General features: G+C 40.8%; 16 protein-coding genes, 1 tRNA gene and 1 pseudogene. 13 read left to right on the top strand and 5 right to left on the bottom strand.

Annotation, left to right across the window (positions count from 1 at the left end; translation table 11 throughout):
- The first annotated feature begins 179 nt into the window (after window positions 1-179).
- The 3 genes and pseudogenes from T501_RS21320 to T501_RS11055 all read left to right on the top strand — a co-directional run.
- Entirely contained in the window at window positions 180-2,300 is a 2,121-nt protein-coding gene (locus T501_RS21320) for a hypothetical protein (RefSeq protein WP_044914832.1), read from the top strand.
- A 347-nt stretch (window positions 2,301-2,647) separates the two neighbouring features.
- A complete protein-coding gene (locus T501_RS11060) occupies window positions 2,648-4,972 on the top strand; it encodes an ABC transporter permease subunit (RefSeq protein ID WP_207641190.1) in 2,325 nt (774 codons plus the stop codon).
- Window positions 4,965-5,681: pseudogene (locus tag T501_RS11055) on the top strand (amino acid ABC transporter ATP-binding protein); the annotation flags it as partial. The gene T501_RS11060 and the pseudogene T501_RS11055, both read left to right, overlap by 8 nt.
- Window positions 5,682-6,205: 524 nt before the next feature.
- On the opposite strand, the gene T501_RS20260 reads toward T501_RS11055, so the two are convergent.
- Window positions 6,206-7,354, bottom strand: coding sequence for a GGDEF domain-containing protein (locus tag T501_RS20260; RefSeq protein ID WP_050008263.1), 1,149 nt, complete (start codon window positions 7,352-7,354; stop codon window positions 6,206-6,208).
- A gap of 205 nt (window positions 7,355-7,559) precedes the next feature.
- On the opposite strand from T501_RS20260, the gene T501_RS11045 reads away from it, so the two are divergent.
- The 9 genes from T501_RS11045 (at window position 7,560) to T501_RS11005 (ending at window position 18,085) form a co-directional block, all read left to right on the top strand.
- Window positions 7,560-10,244, top strand: a complete 2,685-nt coding sequence (locus tag T501_RS11045; RefSeq protein WP_081843124.1) for a right-handed parallel beta-helix repeat-containing protein — start codon at window positions 7,560-7,562, stop codon at window positions 10,242-10,244.
- A gap of 19 nt (window positions 10,245-10,263) precedes the next feature.
- The gene (locus tag T501_RS11040; protein WP_044914828.1) at window positions 10,264-11,565 is read left to right on the top strand and encodes a hypothetical protein; all 1,302 of its coding nucleotides are present in this window, start codon (window positions 10,264-10,266) and stop codon (window positions 11,563-11,565) included.
- A complete protein-coding gene (locus tag T501_RS11035) occupies window positions 11,565-12,284 on the top strand; it encodes a DUF6320 domain-containing protein (protein ID WP_026510022.1) in 720 nt (239 codons plus the stop codon). The genes T501_RS11040 and T501_RS11035 overlap by 1 nt, the downstream gene beginning before the upstream one ends.
- A 19-nt stretch (window positions 12,285-12,303) precedes the next feature.
- Window positions 12,304-13,473: a pectin acetylesterase-family hydrolase gene (locus tag T501_RS11030; protein WP_026510021.1), complete on the top strand. Its 1,170-nt coding sequence runs from the start codon at window positions 12,304-12,306 to the stop codon at window positions 13,471-13,473.
- A 65-nt stretch (window positions 13,474-13,538) separates the two neighbouring features.
- On the top strand, window positions 13,539-14,345 hold the full coding sequence (locus T501_RS11025) for a class B sortase (protein ID WP_197027949.1): 807 nt from the start codon (window positions 13,539-13,541) through the stop codon (window positions 14,343-14,345).
- Window positions 14,346-14,363: 18 nt separating this feature from the next.
- Window positions 14,364-14,810 carry a hypothetical protein gene (locus T501_RS11020; protein WP_044914827.1) on the top strand — a complete coding sequence of 149 codons (447 nt, stop codon included), beginning with the start codon at window positions 14,364-14,366 and terminating at the stop codon, window positions 14,808-14,810.
- Between the two features lie 395 nt (window positions 14,811-15,205).
- Complete coding sequence (locus T501_RS11015) at window positions 15,206-16,345, top strand: hypothetical protein (protein ID WP_044914825.1); 1,140 nt, start codon at window positions 15,206-15,208, stop codon at window positions 16,343-16,345.
- Between the two features lie 366 nt (window positions 16,346-16,711).
- A complete protein-coding gene (locus T501_RS11010; RefSeq protein WP_026510018.1) occupies window positions 16,712-16,894 on the top strand; it encodes a bacteriocin class II family protein in 183 nt (60 codons plus the stop codon).
- 294 nt (window positions 16,895-17,188) lie between these two features.
- Window positions 17,189-18,085 (top strand): hypothetical protein, encoded by an 897-nt coding sequence (locus tag T501_RS11005; protein ID WP_044914823.1) that lies wholly within the window; start codon window positions 17,189-17,191, stop codon window positions 18,083-18,085.
- Between the two features lie 155 nt (window positions 18,086-18,240).
- Here T501_RS11005 and T501_RS11000 read toward each other — a convergent pair.
- Window positions 18,241-18,311: transfer RNA gene (locus tag T501_RS11000), tRNA-Gly, on the bottom strand.
- A gap of 108 nt (window positions 18,312-18,419) precedes the next feature.
- Between T501_RS11000 and mscL the strand changes: the two genes are divergently transcribed.
- Window positions 18,420-18,902 carry a large conductance mechanosensitive channel protein MscL gene (gene mscL / locus T501_RS10995; RefSeq protein ID WP_044914822.1) on the top strand — a complete coding sequence of 161 codons (483 nt, stop codon included), beginning with the start codon at window positions 18,420-18,422 and terminating at the stop codon, window positions 18,900-18,902.
- Between the two features lie 107 nt (window positions 18,903-19,009).
- On the opposite strand, the gene T501_RS10990 is transcribed toward mscL, so the two are convergent.
- The 3 genes from T501_RS10990 to T501_RS20255 form a co-directional block, all read right to left on the bottom strand.
- Window positions 19,010-19,636 carry a haloacid dehalogenase-like hydrolase gene (locus T501_RS10990; RefSeq protein WP_049945720.1) on the bottom strand — a complete coding sequence of 209 codons (627 nt, stop codon included), beginning with the start codon at window positions 19,634-19,636 and terminating at the stop codon, window positions 19,010-19,012.
- Between the two features lie 81 nt (window positions 19,637-19,717).
- The gene (locus T501_RS21815) at window positions 19,718-19,894 is read right to left on the bottom strand and encodes a DUF6472 family protein (RefSeq protein ID WP_196814185.1); all 177 of its coding nucleotides are present in this window, start codon (window positions 19,892-19,894) and stop codon (window positions 19,718-19,720) included.
- A 22-nt stretch (window positions 19,895-19,916) separates the two neighbouring features.
- A complete protein-coding gene (locus T501_RS20255; protein WP_050008261.1) occupies window positions 19,917-22,028 on the bottom strand; it encodes a cyclic nucleotide-binding domain-containing protein in 2,112 nt (703 codons plus the stop codon).
- Window positions 22,029-22,190: the final 162 nt, after the last annotated feature.

Raw genomic sequence — 22,190 nt, 5'->3', positions numbered from 1 at the left:
ATAAAAGATAATATATTTGTAGGATTGTTTAATGGTGCAGAATGTTTTGACATCATTAATGGTTGTTTGGCTCTTCTTAAAGAAACGGGATATCGTTTATGCAGGTCCTCTTGCATTTTTATCCATATCCGATCGAATAGAGTCAGATAAAACAGTTGTTTATTGATGAGGAGATAAACATGGAGAATACAAATTTACCGGAAACTGAGCAGATTTTAGAAGCAGCTGCAGATACAACTCCTGTACCTGAAGCAGAACCTTCGATTGAGGAGATGATGGCAGGAGCCCTGGAAGCAGAGGCAGCACTTGAAGCGGATAGCAGTCCTGATAAAAAAGCGTTTGCCGAAGCGGTGGCAGCTTTTGAAGCTTCTCCGGAAGCAAATATGGCAATACCATCAGCAGCAGAGGCAGCACCGCCTGTAGTAGAAGAAGCACCTCCGGTAATAGAAGAGGCACCACCTGTAATGGAAGAAGCTCCTGCACCTGCAGTAGAGGAATCTCCTACGCCTGTGGTTGAGGAAGTGGCTCCGGTAGTAGAGGAAGCTCCGGTAATAGAAGAAGCACCGCCTGCAGTAGAAGAAGTCCCTGCACCTGCGGTTGAAGAAGCACCTCCGGTAGTGGAGGAAGCTCCTGCACCTGCGGTTGAAGAAGCACCGCCTGCAGTAGAAGAAGCTCCTGCACCTGTGGTTGAAGAAGCACCTCCGGTAGTGGAGGAAGCTCCGGTAATAGAAGAAGCACCGCCAGTAATGGAAGAAGCTCCTGCGCCTGTGGTTGAGGAAGCACCTCCGGTAGTGGAGGAAGTTCCTGTAATAGAAGAGGCACCGCCAGTAATGGAACAAGCTCCTGCGCCTGCAGTAGAGGAAACTCCAGTAGTGGAAGAGGCAGCTGCTCCGGTAGTGGAGGAAGCTCCGGTAATAGAAGAAGCACCGCCTGCAGTAGAAGAAACTCCTGCACCTGCGGTTGAAGAAGCACCTCCGGTAGTGGAGGAAGCTCTGGTAATAGAAGAGGCACCGCCTGTAATGGAAGAAGCTCCTGCACCTGTGGTTGAGGAAGTGGCTCCAGTAGTAGAGGAAGCTCCGGTAATAGAAGAAGCACCGCCTGCAGTAGAAGAAGCTCCTGCGCCTGTGGTTGAGGAAGTGGCTCCAGTAGTAGAGGAAGCTCCTGTAATAGAAGAAGCACCGCCTGCAGTAGAAGAAGTTCCTGCACCTGCGGTTGAAGAAGCTCCTCCGGTAGTGGAGGAAGCTCCGGTAATAGAAGAAGCACTGCCAGCAGTAGAAGAAGCTCCTGCACCTGCGGTTGAAGAAGCTGCTCCGGTAGTGGAGGAAGCTCCTGTAATAGAAGAGGCACCGCCAGTAATGGAAGAAGCTGTTGCGCCTGTGGTTGAGGAAGTGGCTCCAGTAGTAGAGGAAGCTCCGGTAATAGAAGAAGCAGCTGCTCCGGTAGTAGAGGAAGCTCCTGTAATAGAAGAGGCACCGCCAGTAACGGAAGAAGCTGCTGCGCCTGTGGTTGAGGAAGTGGTTCCAGTAGTAGAGGAAGCTCCTGTAATAGAAGAAACACCGCCTGCAGTAGAAGAAGTTCCTGAACCTGCGATTGAAGAAGCACCGCCAGTAATGGAAGAGGCACCTGTTACTGAAGAAATCCCTATGCCGGAAGAAATGCCTGTAATCGAGGAAACAATTATCCCGCTTGAGGAAGAGCAGCCTGTAGAAGAAGTACTGGTAGAGGAACAGCCTGTAGAAGAAGCACTGGTAGAAGAGATACCTGCAGAAGAGGTGTTGCTGGAAGAGCAGCCTGTAGAAGAAGCACTGGTAGAAGAGATACCTGCAGAAGAGGTGCTGCTGGAAGAGCAACCGGTAGAAGAAGCACCTGTGGAAGATATGCCTGCAGAAGAACCTCAGATAGAGATGCCTGAGCTTGATCTTGGAATACCTGAGCTTAATATTCCGCAGGAAGAGATTCTTCTTGACGAGGATAATGAGGAAATAGTTAAGACCACAAATGCCATTGTAGGTCCTGTAGAAGATATTAAGATGTTCCTTCAGGAAGAGGACTACGAATACACAGAAATTACCGCAGATGATGAGATTACTTATATTCTTATCAAAATGGAAGATGATGATGTTCTTTATATAGAGTATGAAAATGATGAGTTTTCAATGCTTATCTCACATTATGAAAAGAATGAAAAGCACAGCTATAAAGCTGTACGCGACACCTTTATCAAAGAATCCATCAATCAAGGCTGTAATTACAAAATCTTAAGACATAAGGGAAGCAGAGCGGTAATAAAATATAATTAACCTTGATTACTCGCATTGTCTTCTAATGATTAAGTAGTATCTTCTGCCAGATCAGTCGGTAATCAAACAGCTTTCAGATCGAAGAGCCTATCAAAAAAACGATAGGCTCTTATTATTATAACGCTCTAAATATACAATTAAAATTCTATGAACTCCCCCTATGGCCTTCATTTGCGATGCTATAATAAAAATTATCTTGTCGTTATATTGTCCAATGACGATTCTATATGGCTCGATGCATCAATAGAGGTCATTGGGCAATTATGTGTGGTCCGGTAGTGGGAGGTATGGCTACTACTAATGTCATGCAACAGCAGAACTATCCGTATTTAAATGAGGGATTGATCATGAAGAAAACTTATAGAGCCCTTTGCTTTATGCTAATAGTGGCATTTCTTTTATCTGCATTTTTAGTGCCGGTAAAATCGACAGCTGCCGGAAATGAGGTATCCGAAAGTGGTATAGGCGAAAATGCTTCAGAGAGCAAAGGTAATCCTGAATATAAAACCTTCGACGATCTGAATGGAAAAAAGGTAGCCATGCTCACGGGAGCACCATTTGAAGAGCTTGTTCGGAGTAAGGCACCGGGTGTTGCAGAGTTTTCGTATTATAACAGTCTGCCGGACCTTGTACTTGCTTTAAAATCAGGTAAAATAGATGCATTTTTGACTAATAATGCCATTGCAATGCTTGCTGTTAATAGAAATCCTGAGTTGGCACTTTTTCCTGAGAATTTAAGTGATGGGGTCTTTGGTTTTGCTTTTGCTAAAGGAACATCTGAACTTTCAAAATGGCAGGCCGCTTATGATAGTATTCCGAAAGAAACAGTACAGAAGTTATGGGAAAAATGGACGGGGGCAGATGACAGCATAAAGTCTGTTCCTGAGCAGGATTGGCCCGGGAAAAACGGGACTGTGGAGGCAGCAGTAGCAGATACTCTTGAACCCATGAGCTATGTAGGAAATAACGGGAAACTAATAGGATTTGATATTGAATTGCTCCTCCTTATGGCAAAAGAACTGGATGTTCATATCAATTTCAATGGGATGGAGTTTTCTGCGATTTTATCATCGGTTCAGGCAGGAAAAGCTACGGTTGGAGCAGGTTCAATCATAGCAACTGAAGAGAGAAGACATTCTGTGGACTTTATTGATTACTATCCTGCTGCTTTTTCGCTGGTGGTTCGTTCAAACGGCACATCTGCAGGGAAAGCTCCTGATTCGGAAGATATTGCTGATACATTTCGTGTTGACAAGGCAGCTATTTTGACAGGAACAATGTTTTCGGATTCTTTACTTAAAGTGTACCCGGATGCGGAGTTAATGTACTTTAACAATGATGCGGATATGATAAATGCCGTTATTGGTGGAAAAGTGGATGCGGTTGTATTCGATGAGCCAGTGGCAATCTATGCAACGACGATGAATGATGATATAACAATTTATCCAAAGAAATTAGAGCCGTTGGATTATGGCTTTATCTTTTCAAAAGATCAAAAGGGACAGGAACTTTGCAATGAATTTAATGAGTTTCTAAAAAGTATAAAAAATGATGGAACATTAGATGAATTAGAAAAGAAATGGCTTAGTGGTCAAAACGTTGAGAATGTTGAGATGACGGATTATCGAAAACTGCCTGCAACAAAAGGAACCATAAATTTTGGCTCAATTCAAACTCCACCCTTCCTATTATGGAGAGGGGATATGTTGTGCGGATTTGAAGCCGAGATAATAGCACTATTTTGTAAAGATAATGGCTATGCCCTGAAGCCTGTGGAGATGAATTTTGATGCCATCCTGTCTAGCGTTCAGACGGGGAAATGTGACATATGTGGCGGCTGCATAGCTAAAACTGATGAACGCAAAGAGAATGTTTTATTCTCTGACACTTATTATGCCGGTGGTGTTGTTTTGGTTGTCAGCAAGGATGAGCTTGAAAAAGCAAATAAGGATGATTTTTTCACATCCTTGATTGATAGTTTCCAAAAAACATTTATACGAGAACAGAGATGGAAACTTTTTGTCGAAGGAATTCTAAGAACTTTGCTTATTTCTGTATCCTCTATCTTTTTAGGGACTGTGCTTGGATTTATAGTATTTTTACTGTGTAGAAACGGAAATCCTTTTGCTAATTATATTACGCGATTCTGCATATGGCTGATACAGGGCATGCCGATGGTAGTGCTGCTTATGATTCTTTATTACATAATATTTGCCAAGTCAACTATTTCCGGAACCTTAGTATCAATAATAGGATTTACTATGGTGTTCGGTGCAAGTGTATTTGGGATGCTTAAAAGTGGAGTAGGTGCTGTCGATTCAGGCCAGACCGAAGCCGCTTATGCACTTGGATATACGGACTGGGCAACATTTTTCAAAATTATACTTCCACAGGCTCTGCCGCATTTTATGCCTGCATTTAAGGGTGAAGTTACCTCAACAATAAAGGCTACCGCAATTGTAGGTTATGTAGCTGTGCAGGATCTTACCAAGATGGGGGATATTGTTAGAAGCAGAACCTATGATGCATTCTTCCCTCTGATTGCAGTAGCAATTGTATACTTCATACTGGCGGGAATTCTGAAGTTTATCATTGGCAGGATTGAAATTCTTATAAATCCGAGGCTTAGAAGTAAGGACACTATTCTTAATGGGGTAAAAAAGGATGATTGAACTCAGGCATCTTGAAAAAAAATATAATAGAACAACACCTTTGAAAGATGTAAATGCTATTATCAAAGATGGAGATGTGATATCTGTAATAGGGCCTTCCGGCACCGGAAAATCTACACTTATCAGATGTATTAATCTATTGGAAGAACCAACCGGAGGGCAGATATTACTTGACGGAGAGAATATCACAGCACCCAGGTATGATGTAACCATGGCCAGAAGACGCATGGGCATGGTGTTTCAGTCATTTAATCTTTTTGGACATCTTACGGTTATAGAGAACATAATGCAGGCCCAGATTGATATTCTAAAAAAGTCAAAGCAGGAGGCATATGATTTGGGAATAAAACTTCTGGATCGGGTAGGACTTGCAGGGCGGGAACTTCAGTATCCTGAGCAGCTTTCAGGTGGACAAAAGCAGAGAGTGGCTATTGCCCGAACACTGGCAATGGATCCGGATGTTATTTTACTGGATGAGCCCACAAGTGCACTGGATCCCACAATGGTAGGAGAAGTGCAGGCAGTAATACGGGATTTGGCAGAGAGTGGTAAGACCATGATGATAGTGACGCATGAAATGAACTTTGCAAGAGCTATAGCAAATCGCGTGTTTTTTATGGATGAAGGTGGAATATATGAGGAGGGGACACCGGATGAGATTTTTGATAATCCAAAAAAAGAGAATACACGTAAATTCATACAAAAACTAAAGATATTTGAAACTGTTATAGACAGTAAACAATACGATTTCATCAGCTTTGGAGCTGAACTGGACAGTTATTTGTTTAGAAATGATGTTATGCCGGGGGATAAGTATCGTATTCGTCTTGCCATGGAGGAACTTGTACAGCAGATTTTACTTCCCAAATATGAAAAGCCACAAATAAGCGTACGAATAGAGTATTCATTAAAAGAACATGAATGCCAGATTCTGGTCACATATGCCGGAGAAAAATTCGACATAAATGATACGGAAAATGAATTATCTTTGACAATGCTTAAAAATACCTCCAAGGATATAGAGTACAGCTATAACAGTGATGAAGAGGAGCCAAACTGCGTGGAGATATGGATCAGACATCAGGACTGACACAGGTACCTTGTTTATCTAAATGAATAGAGCAGTTTCTTTAATAATAAACAATCAGGCAAAAAATGTGTCCGGTTGGAAATGTGCAGTTCTCAGACGAAAACAAACATTTCCAACCGGACATCTTTTTACCTGAAACCTTTCTATGCACGAGCATGCTTCATATGGTAAAGATCTGTATCTGCTCTGGCAATGAGTGAAGGAATGGGAACAGGAGATGAGAAATCATACTCTGCTATTCCAACACATACAGTTAAGTCATATGGAGCACCGGCTTTGTCATTAAGCTGCTTTACGCTGGAACGAATTTTGTCGGAAAGCCAGTTGACCTCTCCTTTATATTCTGTTTCAGCTATGATTATAAATTCATCTCCGCCATACCTTGATACAAAAAAGCGGTTTCTGTGTGCCTGACATGCTTCCTTCATGGCGGTGGCGACACGTATCAGGGCCTTATCACCTTCGATGTGGCCATAATTGTCATTTATTTCCTTAAAGTGATCAACATCGATGATCATAAGATAAAGTGAAAGACCGGGAGTCTGTGTCTTCATTTTACGAAGTAGATACCGCTGCATCTGATGGCGGTTGTTTACCTGAGTAAGTGAGTCCATGGAAATAAGATTTTCCATGGAGGTCAGATAAACCATCAAAACAGAAAGTGTCGCGCCATAACACATAATTGGTGTTGTTAAATAGATGACCTGAAGTACTCCGCATGCAAGGGGGAGTATCGGAAAAATACCAATGACAAAATACAGACTGTGATCCATGTATCTGTCCTGGGTATAAGCTTTGTAGAAGCCCTTTATTGAGGAGTATACGAGATAGCCTATGGGAACAAGCATAAATATTCCGTATAAGGCGTCATACTCTATGGCTCCTTCTTCGTCGAAATTGAAGACCAGTCCGGTAAATGCACCGACAAATAGTAAAATAATGGCTATTACCATTGGTACGGAACGCTTTACCATTCCGGGTGAGTATAAGACATTTCTATTTTGCTGAAGAAGTTCACAATAAACGAACCAGCAATAACTACTGCCTAAAATGCAGGCATAGGGAATAATTGTCACGATGTACATAAGGGTGTGGTTGGAAGGGAAAATGCCGCCCTCAAATAAAGCCCAGACCGCATCTGACAGGAAATAAGCTATCAGTATATATATCATACGTCTTATTAAAATTGTTGACGCCTGTCTGTCTATTCCTTGATTGATTTTCAGGAGAATAAGTCCCAAAATGAATGTGCAAGCAACATTTGCTTCTGCATAGTAAAAAACTTCTGACACAAAAGCCTCCCCAGTAATTAAACGATTTCGCAGATGCGATGAGATTAATTTTATCACGATTAGGAGTCTTAATTCTAACAGAATTGAAATTTTATTTTTTTTTTATATTTCATTTCTGTAATGTGAAATAAGGGTGAATTGTGAGAGAATTATTCTAATTGTGTTATAATTAAGAGTAAATAATTTTTTTAATGGGGGTGAAGCCATGCAGATTTATGTTTCACAGAGCGTAGTTCGAAGTGGCGACGGAACGAGAAACCATCCATTCCGCTTTATTCAGGAAGCTGCTGACATTGCGCAGCCCGGTGACGTGGTAATTGTGGCACCGGGTATTTACAGGGAGTTCGTGCATCCTGCTCATGGAGGTACAAAGGAACAGCCGATTATTTACTGTTCCACAGAGCCTCAGGGCGCTACCATAACGGGAGCTGAACAGATTAAAGAGTGGGAACCTTTTAAAGGTGATGTATGGAAGGTCAATGTTCCAAATAATATTTTTGGTGATTACAATCCATTCACTACATACATTGAAGGCGACTGGTATTTTGGCGGTAAGACAGGACATACAGGGGATGTGTATTTAAACGGCAAATCCATGTATGAGGCAGGATCTCTGGAGGAGGTTGAGAATCCTCAGATAAGGCGTTCATCCTGGGAGCCGGAGTTTAGTGTATATACCTGGTTTTCAGCTCAGGAAATGAACGATACTGTTATTTTTGCCAACTTCCAGGGCAAAAATCCCAACGAGGAAAATGTTGAGATAAGCGTCAGAAGAAACTGCTTTATGCCGCTTGTTAACGGAATAAATTATATTACCGTATCAGGCTTTCTTCTTTGCCAGGCGGCAACTCAGTGGGCACCGCCCACAGCTTATCAGGACGGTCTTATTGGACCTCATTGGGCAAAGGGATGGATCATTGAGGATTGTGAAATCTCGGAGTCAAAGTGCAGCGGTATTTCTCTTGGAAAATATCTACAGCCTGCAAATAATAACAAGTGGACCAAAACCTTTATCAAGGATGGAACGCAGACTGAGAGAGATGCAATCTGTCAGGCAGTAAATGAAGGATGGGACAAAGAAAACATTGGCTCACATATCATCAGGAGGTGTGAGATACACGACTGTGGCCAGACCGGAATAGTCGGGCATTTGGGCGCTGTTTTTTCAACCATTGAAGATAATCATATTTACAGGATAAACAATAAGCATAATCTTGCAGGTGCCGAGATAGGCGGCATTAAGATTCATGCAGCTATAGATACCGTTATCAGAAGAAATCATATTCACCACTGTACGAGAGGACTGTGGCTTGACTGGCAGGCACAGGGAACAAGGGTTACCCAGAACTTTTTCCACGACAATACTCCTCCGGAAGGCTGTGAAATAGACAGCGGGCTTTCACTGGGTGAGGATATTTTTGTGGAGGTTTCACACGGTCCCACACTTATTGACCATAACCTGCTGCTGTCAGATATTTCATGCAGATTAAGTACGCAGGGGATTGCGCTTGTTCACAATATGATACACGGATCCTTTACATTTGTTGGTGAGGGAACTGATAACGGCGGTAAAAAGTTCCAAAGCTGCAGATATACGCCTTACCATGTGCCGCATTCAACGAAGATCGCCGGCTTTATGACGATACTTCACGGCGATGCCAGATTTTATAATAATATTTTCGTGCAGAAAGAGATTAGGCAGGATTTAAGGGATTATGCTCATTCTTCAGGAATGGAAGCTCTGTCACTCATTAACTTTATCTGCGGAACAAAGCCCTATGACGGCTATCCTTCGAAGGAGAAATATTTTGCTTCGCTGCAGCCGGATCCATCAGCAATACGGGAAGAGGGATATAATGATAAATATTATGATCATCTTCCTGTTTACACCGGAGGTAATGCTTACTTTAACGGTGCACAGCCCTGTGACTCTGAGATGGGAGCATATATAGAGAAAAATCATATCGTAAAGATCATAGTTGAAGAAGAGGATGGTCATTTCAGACTTCATACCAATCTTTATGAATATCTTCCAAGAAGCATGACACGTATGATATCCTCTGTAGTGTTGGGAGAAGCATTTGAGCCTGAACAGCGCTTTGAGAACAGGGACGGGTCAGAGATCATCATGGATTCTGACTATTTTGGAAGAAAAAGAAGTATACATCCGCTATGCGGACCTTTTGAGGAAGGTGCTGCTGACAGATTTACCGTTGCAATGCCTTCTATGGGAAGTCGTGCGATTTATCATCACAGGAAACATCGCCTTGAGGGGAGAACACGAAAACGCATTTCTCAAAGAGAGCCGGATGAAGTGATTCGCGAGACAGAGGAATGGGGTGACTTTGTAAACGGTCCTGAGGGAGAGGGAAGCTGGGAAGCTTCTGAAAAGGTTGACGAAGTTGCAAGGATACAGGCTAATATCACCATGACCGGATGTGAGAATATCTCATTTCCCTACAATGGAACACTGTTCCAGGTGCAGGATATATTCGTAAACGGTAACACAGCATGGCTTCGTGATCTGAAAACTCAGAAGCTTGTTGAAGTTGACTGCGAATATGGCATATACTCTGAAAAGAAAAAGTGGAGTGTCAATTCTCTTCAGACTGTTGATGCAGGAAAAGATATTAATATGAGCGGTCTTGTGCAGACTGTAGGAACACTTCTTTGTGTTCTGAGTAAGAGTATGTCGCATGATCCCGCCGATGCCTGCAAGACCATAAGCGAGAGAGTGAATAAAGCGCTTGAGCCCAGGATTACAATGAGGCTTACGCCTAAATATCTAAAATTTATACAGGAGAAAAAGTTCATCTCACTTGAGGATGTCATATACAGAGTAAAGACATCACCAATTGAGCCTGTCACAGAGACAGTAGAGAATCTCTGACAGCAGATGATGCAAGGTAATGGAAAGAAGTTCTAATTGGTACAAACTTGATAATGCGGCAAAGATTATTCCTTCAACGGTTCGCGGAGCTAATACGAGAGTATTCCGTATTTCCTGCGAACTATTGGAGGAAATAGATCCTGTCATACTACAAAGGGCACTTGACGAATCCATCGTCGAATACCCTTTCTTTAACTGTATTTTGAGAAGAGGTCTGTTCTGGTATTACCTTGAGGACAGTAATCTGGAATGCATTGTAGAGGAGGAACATCTTCCTCCTTGCAGTGCTCTGTATCTTCCGGGTAAAAAGAATCTTCTCTACAGAGTATTTTATTATAAAAGAAGAATAAGTATTGAGATGTTCCATGTTTTGGCAGATGGTACGGGGGCACTTATGTTTTTCAGGCGTCTTGTCACGAGATACCTTGAAATTGCTCACGATTTTCATGTGGACAGCGATTTCTTTGCTGCTGAAATAGCATCTCTTCAGGAAAAGAATAACGATTCATTCAAACATTTTTACCAAAATCAGAAGGGGCTTAAGCAGCTAAAGAGCCTGTCTTCAAATGATGCATATCAGCTACACGGTGAAGTTGACAGTAATAACGAATCTCATATTGTTGAAGCATGTGTATCAGCCAAGGCGTTCAAAAAGCTTGCTGAAAAGTATAATTCTACAGTGGGAGTACTTAGCACGGCGGTATATATTGCAGCGATAATAGATACCATGTCAACTGCGCAGAAGAAAAAGCCTATCGTAGTCAGTGTCCCTGTGAATTTGAGACAGTACTTTCAGTCATATACCGCAAGGAATTTCTTTGGGGTTATAAGTATCAAATTTGATCCCATGGATTTTGACAGCACATTAGAAAGCATTATAAAGGTTGTGAATAATGCTTTCAGGGAACAGCTGGAGCCTTCACGAATAAACGAGACCATGAATTCATATGCGGCACTTGAGCATAATATTGCAATTAAGGTAGTTCCGCTTTTTATAAAGGATTATGTTGTAGGACAATTTGACGCAGCTGCCAAGAAAGGTGTTACCACATCAATATCAAACATGGGAATGATCAGGATGCCGGCAGAGGTTACTCCTTTTATTGAGAGATTTTCAGCATTTATGACGGCATCTAAAGAACAGATAACAATCTGCAGCTTCAGGGATAAAATGGTATTTGGTGAATGCTCGGCGTTCACTTCACATCCCACGATGCTTAATTTATGCAGAAGACTTACTTCAGAGGGAATCGGCGTAGAGATCAGCACAAATGATTTTAATGTACAGCATCATGAAAAGAAGAGTAAGGAGAGTAAGTAATGTACTATTGCCCAAAATGTAAGATAACTATAAGGGGAGACAAAACCTGCTGTCCTTTATGTGAAGGTAAGATACTTAGCCGGCAGGATATTTTGCGAACCGGCATTGATGAAAAGATGTATGATATCGATGATTTCTCGGATGAAATTGATGAGCCCTATCCGACTCTTCCTGAGAGAAGGATCAATGGAGTAACCTTCGTCAAGATATGCACATTCCTTCTGGCAATTATCATCGTAATGGGAACTGCAATTAAGTACCTGTTTGGAGATGCGGTTAACTGGGTAGGAATGGTAGTGCTTGGCAGTGTGGTTTTATGGTTTGATATTCTGGCGATCATGAGATATCGCTATAACGTATTAAAGGTTCTTTTTATAGAAATGTTATTGACCAATATAGTAGCCTATTACATTGATAAGGTGACGGGGTTCTATGGCTGGAGCGTCATGTGGATGATACCTTTGGCACTGGTTATGCATGCCGTTACATGTTGGGTCATTGCTAAAGCAATAAAGCTCAGAATCGAGGAATACATAATTTATATTGTGCTGGATGCCATACTTGCCTTTTTACAGGCATACTTTATCTGGACCAGAGAAAATACATTTCCATATACAGCGGTATTTGTTATGGCCGGATTTGCGATCGCACTGGTGGCAACATTCCTGTTTGGATTCAGGCAGCTGAGAAGTGCTACTCAGAGAATGTTTAACGTATAAAAAAGTTTACGAGGGGTGTATGAGTTACAAGGAAAGAAGAAAACTTGCCAAGATGAAGCTTGGACAGCAGTTTGGCGATTTTGTAGAGAACTCAATAGGTAAGACAATCGTTGATATGGATCTTATTGCTCCTGAGCTTCCGGAGGAACCTGAAAATAAAAAGTGGTACAGGGTCATTATTCCTGAAGGAATGTCAGGTGATGGATCACAGTATCATGTTTATGTGAAAATTGCGGATCCCAAGAAGCTGTGTATTTTCTTTTCAGGAGGCGGCGTTGCCTATAATGAATATACTGCGGCAAGGCCTATCACTGGTGGAAAAATGGCGGCGGATCTTCCTAATTACTACTGGAATAATCTAAGGCCTTTTACACAGATCATGAATATCGATATGGGTATCATGAATCTTCGCGATGCGGAGAATCCTTTCAGGGACTGGAGTATTATTGATATAGCCTATGCTACGGGAGATTTTCATATTGGGAATAATGATTTTCCCTATGAGGGAGAGGATGGAGAGCAGCATGTTCTTCACTTTCATGGTTACAGGAATTTCCTGGAAGCAATGAAAATATCAAAGGAGCTGTTTGAGAATCCTGAAAAACTCCTTATTGCAGGTAATAGCGCTGGTGCTTTTGCTGTACCTGCCCTTGCTGATGAAATAATGTCAAAATGGTATCCGGAGGCAGCAGATGTAACACTTCTTTCTGACAGTGCGCTTCTATTATATGAGAAATGGGCATACACTGCCAGAGAAGTCTGGAAGGCGCCTTCTTCTATCTGCGATGCCATAAAATCAGATAATATTACGCTGTCCTGGTATAGAAATCTTTATGCAAAGTACGGCGACAGAATCAGATATCTTTATTCAAGTTCTACGAGGGACTATGTTCTTACTGCATATTACAATGATATTACCAAGAAGAAATATAAGACGGATTCCGATGTTCAGGATGCATATTATCTTCAGCTGAAGGAGATGGTTTTGGAGTTAAAAAAGCTGACTCCATCCTTTGGAATGTATATAGATAATTGGATCCTTCCTATAGTTACAAAAGGAGGAACTGTACATACGGCTGTGAGAGAGCCATATTTTACTAAATTCACACAGGATAATGTGACTATGGCAAGATGGCTTTATGATGCAGTTAATGGCAATGTATATGATATAGGGATGGATTTGCTATAAACATTTAGAGGTTTTTCGCCGATATAAGTATTGTAATTATTAAAATGGTATGGGGAATTTTGCTTATGCGAAGGCGTAGGGGGAATTTAAAAAAGACAATAAGAAATACTATCCTTACGTTATCCTGCATTACCTTTCTGGTAATGACAGGTATTTTTGCTATCGAGCTTTTAAAGGAGCATAGAAGCACTTCTAATATGAGAAAAGTTCAGGCCATGGCAGCAGTCTCAGTTTCAAATTCAAAGACTGTCATGGAGGAAAAAAGTAAATCTTCCGAAGAGCAGATTACGAATCTTGTTTCTCTGAAAATAGAATACCTTTATAAAAAGAATAGAGATTTAAGCGGCTGGCTAAGGATTAATGGCTCAGAAATCGACTATCCGATAATGTATAAAGAGGGAGATAATGATTTTTATCTCCAGCACGATTTCTTTGGAAATGAAGATAGGAACGGGCTTCTGGTTTTGGATAAGAGATGCAGTTTTGATATGTCTGATAATCATCTGCTCATACATGGTCATAACATGAAATCAGGTGCACTGTTTGGAACGCTTAAATACTACAAGGAGGATGACTATCTTAGAAAGCATCAGGCTATTGAACTGGATACACCGTCAGAGCAGAGATTTTATGAAATAATAGCTGTTGTTGATACAACTGCGAATGGCGAAAAGAATGGCTTTAATTATGCAGACTACATAAATATAGGTGATGAGGAATCCTTTGATAAATATGTTGCCAATCTAAAAGCAAGATCCATGCACAAGATTGCAGCTACAGCAACTTATGGAGACCAGCTTTTGACACTATCGACCTGTGATTACACCATGAAAAACGGAAGACTGCTTGTGGTTGCCAAAAGGGTCGGCTGACAGGAAGGAGACAGGATTATGAGAAAATTTAAATTTCTATTGGCGTTGCCTTTATGTGCGATGCTTTTATTTACACCTGCCACATCTATCACAGCAGGTGCAGTTACAGTCGATATAAATGATAATTATGACGCAGGACTACTTGGTGAAGAGAGTAATTCCGGAGGAAATCAGGGGGATGAACAGACGCCTGCAAACGATAATGCAAACGCAGCGGCAAGTGAACCGGCAGGCGCTACCAATGCTGCCGATGCTGCGAACGCTGCATCTACGGTACAGACTGTGACGCCTGCTACTCCTACAACTCCTACAGATACAGCAACGACAACCGACCAGACTAATGATCTGCCAAGGACAGGTGATGACGATCGTATAACGATGACATTTATAGGAATGCTTGCAAGCTTTTCAGTATTCTTATTGGCACTTATGTCAGGGAAAAAGATAGGTAAAACACGCGACTAAAATCAATAAAATAATAAAAATGAATTTTTGTGCTAAAAATATTATTTTTGCTATAAAGTATCTGTAAAAACAATCCGATATACCAGATATAACAGAAAAGCCCAATATCAATGGAGTGATATCTACTGATATTAGGCTTTTTTTCGAGCTTAGTGCGAGCCATGGGTGAATACTTGACGAGGTATTAACGAGTCTAGTGCTACTGTCATCAAATAAGTCGACTTTATTACTTGTCTAAATTGTCTTCTGCTGCGTTGGCGTCAATCGCCGTACCGCCCGGTACGACTCATTCCTCCGCCTTGCAGAAGAACAATTTATACTTCGTAAAAAGTCGAGGTATTTAATGACAGCAGCACTAGTGAGAATCCCGGTTTACGGAGAGGAGGAAATTGCGGATGCTGAATTTGACAGAGCTTAAGCATGGGCAGGATATTTACACCAATAAATATAAGGCTGTTAATGCAAAGATAAATGATTTAAAAAATACACGAACCGATAATTTTGCAATCTGTTTTAATAATGCTGCAAATACTGCACAAAAGACCTCACAATCAGATTATTCCAAGGCGGAGTGGGAAGCTCAGAGAAAAAAGAATACCGCAATAGGCAAGCTCCAAAGAATAGATGGAGATGTAGCTGCATTGGAGAGGGTTGCACCTAATGCTTCAGAGGCTGTAAAAAGCGCCTGGATAGACGCTGCAAGAGAAACCGGATATAACGGCTTGGGATATGTTGATGGCAATAAGGAATCAGTCGCTACCAGTCTCTATGGAGAAATGAAAGAGAGCGCGAAGATGACTGATAATAACATATCAGGCGTTCAGGACATACTTGGCGGCACGGTAGATTCTGCAATAGATGCAATTAATGTAGCCAAATATGAGAGAAATAATTCGGAGATAACATCTGCAAATAAGGCTTATGTGTCTAAAGAAAATGCCTTTTATGACTCCTTCCTTCAAAAACTGAATGGCTTAAAGGATGGCAGCTATGTACCTGGTAGCTCTAGTACTTTTGACAGAATGAATAAAAATAATCAGGACATGTTCCCACAGGATGACAGCACTGTATCAGAGAAGTCAGATGTTCCTCAAAATTATTATGGAAGTGCCTTTTTCCATGAGACGACGACCGTGTCAGAGAATGGCGGGGAATATGATTTAAAGGCAAAGTATCCGGATGATTATGATCCTGCAAATCCTGTAGTGGAGGTATATGTCACCGGAAACGGACAGGAAAGTCTCTACAAGGTTAATGTAAATGAGGTTGATCCTGAATCAGCATCCAAAACAGAACTTTACGGTTTATTTGCTTATGTGGAAGATGATAGGAATGTTCCGAGAAATATTGATCCTTACTCATCAGATATTTACTACAGCAGGCTCGATGGAAAAATAGAAAAGCTAAAAGAAGAAAGCTTAGTAGGACAGGATGAATCCCAGATGGCAGGAGGTTTTAGAACAATGGACAACCTTTCATACTGGGATAGGAGAGAACTCATTGAAAGTGTTAATTCAGAAAATGAAAATTCCTGAAATTTTCTGAAATGTGTTGGACATTTGTTGGACTGCGTTTTATATGATGAGGCTGTAAGAAGAAAGAATAACAAAGAGTCCACAAACATTTTCATGGAGCCTGGTATCGTTCATGAACGAAGTGAGTGGGTAATGGTACTGGCATCCGACCGGACTTAGTCAGATTTTAGAGGAAGATGAAGAATGATCAACTACGATGGAAACTGGATCACTTTCGATGAAAAGGTACAGGAATAAGAATAATTATTTTGATTATAGTTTTTTAATAATATATTAAGTGAATAATACAAAAATATGTCGTATAATGATTGACGGGGTGAAGGGTGCATAACAATTTAACCTTCATGGATATAAGGAGGTGGAAGCATGACGAGAGCAGAAGAAATGAATACTGTTGAAATGAACGCTAAAACTGAAAATGATATGGTTAAGACTTACGATGAAATCAATGATGATGAGCTTGAGCAGGTAGCCGGTGGAAAATACGTTGATAAATGTATAAAAACTGTGGTTGATTTTGCATTGAAGCCTAAAACAAAAAAGAAATAGCAATGTTAAAATCGGATACTGTAAGAGATGTTGTGACTGTCATACTAAATGGTGTGGCAGTCTTTTTATTTCATGGCTTCCTGTAAAAAACGCTCCGCGAGAATTTTGAAAGCGAAAAACTTATTGTGGCTTTCGTGGAATTCCTATAGATTTCCGGATTCTTGAATCTGATGCTAAAGAATGTATAATTAGGAAAGGTATACAGGATGGATTTGCAGGAATATGAACTATCTGAGGAACTTATGATAATATGAATTTATTCTGAAAGTAATAAATATGGGAGAGATAAACTATATGTTTAATAAAAATAGAGCAGGAATTATTAGTGCGGCAATTGCATTAGTACTGGTTGCGGGCTGTGGCGATATTGGTGAATTAGGACTTACCAAAGATGATAAAGATGCAGTTGAGAGTGGAATATTTGAACCTGTGGGAGCTGAGAAAAAAGCTTCTGATACTGACGAAGATAGCAATGGCGCTTCAGGTCCCGATCTGGAAAATGAAGCTACAGATTATTCAGAGGAAGAGACAAAATCAGATGTATCTGATAGAGAAGAGGTAGCAGCATCTGATAATGAATCAGAAAATAAGGCTGAAGATAACACAACCGGTGCAACTGAGGATGCAGACAGTAATGATTTAGACCCGGAGCAAATCACTGAAGCTTTAGAGAATAACATTTCTGAAGAGGAGCTTGCCGAGGCAAAGGAAGCAGGTGAGAAGGGGATACTTAATTCCACAGCGGATATTAATTTAAGAGATCTTGACGGAAATGGTTCTAATTATGCCTTTACATATGACGGCACAGATTACAGCGCTGTTTACACAACAGACAATTGGAGAGTTGAGGATTCCTATAAAATAAATAATATAGCGGATATAACCATAATCTGTCAGGCTCTTATCGATGTTCACCCTATACATGGAAGAGACATGCAGAGCTACCGCGAAGCCTCTGATCTGGCTTTTGAATGGCTTCAGCACAATCTTGCATATGCAGCTCTTTCAGATGATAATTCACTCAAAAGCCATGCAAAGGATGTGGACCTGGACCCTGCTGATCAGGGAAGATCTTTCGAAGAAATGTATGAAGATCGTACAGGAAAAGAACTTGATATCAATGATTTCATAAGTGAAGAAGATCAGGAAAAACTGTTTGAAGCTTTAAAAGATGTGATTAATGGTCAGTAATTTTATAAGGTGCTGCCGGTCAGTCTATCCCCGGACTTGTTTTATTATGGGGGTGAAGTTGATGGTATTGCCGGACTTCTTACAAGGGGAGCGTTGGAAGTGATCTAAGTTCACACGGAAAATAAAAAATGCCCTAGTCATGCGGACTAAGGCACAGCAGAACACGGGAGTCGAACCCGCCTCTTCAGCTTGGGAAGCTGACATACTACCGATGTACTAGTCCTGCAAAGAACTATTTAATAATACCCAATATGTGGTATAATTTCAAGAGGTTTGAAAAAAAGTTTCTTTTTTATAATTCACAAATGAATAAAAAATTGAAGGGAGGAGAACAATGGTAGTAGACAAGGAAAAAGCTAAGGAAAAAGGCAAGGGGTTTGCTAATGAATTTCGTGAATTCATAATGCGCGGCAATGTTATGGACCTTGCTGTCGGTGTAATTATCGGAGGAGCATTCCAGGGGATCATCACTTCACTGGTTAATGACATCATTATGCCTGTGATTAGCGTACTTACAGGAGGAATCGATTTCTCTAACTGGTTTGTTGCTCTGGATGGATCTCATTACCCTAACCTTGCAGCAGCTCAGGAAGCAGGAGCAGCTACTCTTAATTATGGTGTGTTCATCACAGCAATTATCAATTTCCTGCTTATGGCTCTTGTTATTTTCTGCATAGTCAAGTCACTTAATAAGCTTAGTGACAAGGTTAAGAAGGAAAAAGAAGAAGAGGCACCTACAACAAAGATCTGCCCTCATTGCCAGAGCGAAATCAACATCAAAGCTACAAAATGCCCTTGCTGCACATCTGATTTATGATTGTAATGCAAAAACACATAAAGAAAATGTTAGTCCCGAGTATATATATCTTCAACCGATTATGCGCTTTTGGCAACCGGGGTGAAGTCATTACTCGGGACGTATTATTATATATGGATTTTCCAGCCGGTGTTGAGTTGGCGGCGGACTTCTTTCAGGATGTCATTATCAAGGTGCGGCCAGTCGATAATTTTCTGTGCCTTGTTTACCACAAGATGAGCCTTTTCCGCACATAGTGCAATGGGAGTATCAGAAAGCGAGTCGGAGTAGAAATTCTCAATTACAGGAAAATCACTGTCGATGATATATCTGGCTTTTCCTTTGCCATACATTAGGTTGTTGACAAAAACTCCGGTCTCCCTGTCATAATCTGTTGCGACAAACTTTATATTCAGCCGCTTTGCTATGGGAGCAATAATACATGTGGGAGAAGCGCTGATGATCAGATCATCGGACCTTTTCTGTTTCAGATACCACTCAGATATGAATTTTTCGTTTTCATCCCAGAATTTTTCAATCTTTTCATCGAAATCATCTATTTTTCCCAAAACGGAAAAGAAATGTCTCATCATAAGATAAGTGGGGATTTTTCCTATTTTGTACAGCACAAGACTTTTGGAAAATGATGGCATGAACGAAAGCCAGAGCTTGGGGTCCCTGTGCATACACCATAATATAAAAGCTACAGTACTGTTTTTACTGTATATTGTTTCGTCGAAGTCATAGACGTTCAAGTAGTTTACCTCTCATAAGAAAGTATTTTTGAGGAGCCATTAGTAAGACCCCATATGAACTATTATAGTTCGATTGCATCCTTACATTTGATGCTTAACAACTTCATACTCGTTGTTATTCTGATAATAGGGGCATTCATTTCTGGAATTACCCATAAGTCTTGCATAATCATCTTCATCCATATCTACGCTGCAGTAGTATGCATCATCATCCTCATCATATTCATAATAATTACATTCATCACATCTAAATTGCATATATATCCTTTCTTAAATAGAACTATTTTTGCAGATAGTCAAACTGATCCAGCAACTCCGTTGGAACTTCATTACCCTCGTTTCTGACCTTCCTTATCATGTTGGAGAGAGGTCTTGCCAGACTTCCGGTGCGAGCGGAATGCTTCTTTATAAGCTCGGAGTAAATTGGACTGTCCACAAGCTTTTCACGGTATTCTCTGGAAAATGGGCAATAAGTAAACAGTATCTCTCTTGAAACCTTATTCAGGCGGGGAGAGGAGTTGGATTCAAACTTGATGTAACTGATATAATCTGCAATAAACACATTTTTAAAATTGTTACTGTATCGTTTTAAATCTCCCCTGAGCTTTTCCTTCATATCTGTTGATAGTGAATGATTCTTTTTATAGAACTGGAGATAATCGCAAAACATTGATGTCAGGGATGGGTCAGTCACATCATTCCAGTGAACACCCTGCATGGTCTTGCACATTTCCCACCTGAACTCGCCGCACAGACGTATCATAACATCCTCAAGAGTCTCCGTGTTGAAAATAGAAATGATAAATCTTGCGGGAGTGGTTCTTCTCTTGCCCTCTATTTCCTGCCAGAGAGAAGCACGGCTTCCCATATTTGGCATTAGTATAGTATAAGGCATAATGTCTTCGTCGACAAATGCCTGAGTGATTCCTATTTCGGGATTGGAATAAATGGTCTGCCTGCAAAACAGGGAAAAATCTATGGTTTTTATAGATTCATAGAAATCATTAATTCTCTGAGTGGTGATATAAGCGCTCTCGAGTGGACGTATTACATTTTCAGCGTCAAAAACGGGAACAAAAGTGGTCGGCCTTCCGAAGGTCATTCTGTTTCCAAGAGCAAAAAGATTTTTTATTTCGAACTTAAGTCTTTCTAAGGGATTCAGTTTCATGAATTCCATCTGTTCTTCGGAAATTTCGCCGTTTGTTTTAAGCGTTCTCAGTGCAGTGAAATAATCCTCATCAAACTCATTCCTGGAGGGCTCAAGCTCCATGGAATATATTTTTTTTAACCATTCATAGATGGTAACAACACGGCCTTCGGGATCGGGTGTATAGGTTTTCATAAGGGCATAGAGCTGCCTTGTGTTTTCAAGCCCTGCGAGATTTTCATCGACAAAACCAAACATTAGAAACATCATTATTTCTGATGGAACATGGGGGTCTTTCAGGCTTCTTAAAAAGACAGCGGTGTAGATGCTGTAGAAATCTTTGGCAACATTTCTTCGAAGGAGCCTGCTTTCATCGGTAGTATCGTTTCTGACCGGTGAATTCTTGAATTCAGTGACAGCCTTTTTGAAGTTTTCTGTTACTTCTTCATCGGTATCTGCATATTGCAATATGGTATTGAGGGCATTGTGAATATCTATGCTCAAGACACCGTCATCAGAGCCGTTTCTCTTAAGGTCATCCGACTTTGCTTTTGCAAGCTGCATTGTCTGATAGAATTTACCGGTTTCTTTCTGAAAACCGCGTTTATATTCCCAAAGCTTGTCCCTGCAGGCAGAAATAAAACTCAGGGCTTCTACGGCATTCATAATAAAGCCGTTTGCTATATCGGAAGAGCAGCAATAGCAGGCCTTTTTCATAAGATCCTCTTTGGAGTTCAGACTTCTGAAATACTTTTCCTGCCATTCGCTTAGGGCATACTCTTTTACCGGAGGCTCAATGTCATCAAGCTCCGGGAAAGTCTCTATATCCATTCCTACAGAAACTGCCATCATGGGATAACTTGCTCTGTCTGTGTCTAATCGGTCATATTCTGATTGAATCGTTTCATAGTCATCATTGTATTTATCAAGACTGAGAACGACGGTTTTTACGGATTGAGCCGCCAGAATGGGCGCTATTTTGGGATTGCATTTTACTACTTTATATATGTCACTAATATCTGTATAAGCGTATGAGAAGATGGAGGAATCCTCATTGGCAGAATAGGTGAAAATGTATTCAGCTCCGGGTTTTTCGGCAACACCCAGTATGCCACCGGTGCCAATTGTGATTGACTGGCCATTGGCTGAAACAGAAACGGAGCCTTTTACGACGATTTCCAATGATTCTACTTTATCCCCGGATCTATGTATAACCTGATTGGAATTAAGAGTTATAAGTCCCATAACACTCCTTTAAAAGTGATAAAATGAACAAAACTTTTAGCAGATAGCTATAATAATTATAAACGAATTTTTGATAGTAATTTATTAAAGTTTGGTAAATATATTTGGAATTCATTAGAAAAAAATAGGGTGCTTGAAAAAATAAGCTAGGGTAAAGTTTTT

The organism is Butyrivibrio sp. WCE2006, from assembly GCF_000701985.1.
Lineage (GTDB): Bacteria > Bacillota > Clostridia > Lachnospirales > Lachnospiraceae > Butyrivibrio.
This window is presented reverse-complemented; position numbering and strand designations above follow the sequence as displayed.

Excerpts from the sequence above, each read along its gene's own strand:
- T501_RS21320 (WP_044914832.1), top strand. The coding sequence starts at position 180 with ATGGAGAATACAAATTTACCGGAAACTGAGCAGATTTTAGAAGCAGCT.
- T501_RS11060 (WP_207641190.1), top strand. The coding sequence starts at position 2,648 with ATGAAGAAAACTTATAGAGCCCTTTGCTTTATGCTAATAGTGGCATTT.
- T501_RS11045 (WP_081843124.1), top strand. The coding sequence starts at position 7,560 with ATGCAGATTTATGTTTCACAGAGCGTAGTTCGAAGTGGCGACGGAACG.
- T501_RS11040 (WP_044914828.1), top strand. The coding sequence starts at position 10,264 with ATGGAAAGAAGTTCTAATTGGTACAAACTTGATAATGCGGCAAAGATT.
- T501_RS11035 (WP_026510022.1), top strand. The coding sequence starts at position 11,565 with ATGTACTATTGCCCAAAATGTAAGATAACTATAAGGGGAGACAAAACC.
- T501_RS11030 (WP_026510021.1), top strand. The coding sequence starts at position 12,304 with ATGAGTTACAAGGAAAGAAGAAAACTTGCCAAGATGAAGCTTGGACAG.
- T501_RS11025 (WP_197027949.1), top strand. The coding sequence starts at position 13,539 with ATGCGAAGGCGTAGGGGGAATTTAAAAAAGACAATAAGAAATACTATC.
- T501_RS11020 (WP_044914827.1), top strand. The coding sequence starts at position 14,364 with ATGAGAAAATTTAAATTTCTATTGGCGTTGCCTTTATGTGCGATGCTT.
- T501_RS11015 (WP_044914825.1), top strand. The coding sequence starts at position 15,206 with ATGCTGAATTTGACAGAGCTTAAGCATGGGCAGGATATTTACACCAAT.
- T501_RS11010 (WP_026510018.1), top strand. The coding sequence starts at position 16,712 with ATGACGAGAGCAGAAGAAATGAATACTGTTGAAATGAACGCTAAAACT.
- T501_RS11005 (WP_044914823.1), top strand. The coding sequence starts at position 17,189 with ATGTTTAATAAAAATAGAGCAGGAATTATTAGTGCGGCAATTGCATTA.
- mscL (WP_044914822.1), top strand. The coding sequence starts at position 18,420 with ATGGTAGTAGACAAGGAAAAAGCTAAGGAAAAAGGCAAGGGGTTTGCT.
- T501_RS21815 (WP_196814185.1), bottom strand. The coding sequence starts at position 19,894 with ATGCAATTTAGATGTGATGAATGTAATTATTATGAATATGATGAGGAT.
- T501_RS20255 (WP_050008261.1), bottom strand. The coding sequence starts at position 22,028 with ATGGGACTTATAACTCTTAATTCCAATCAGGTTATACATAGATCCGGG.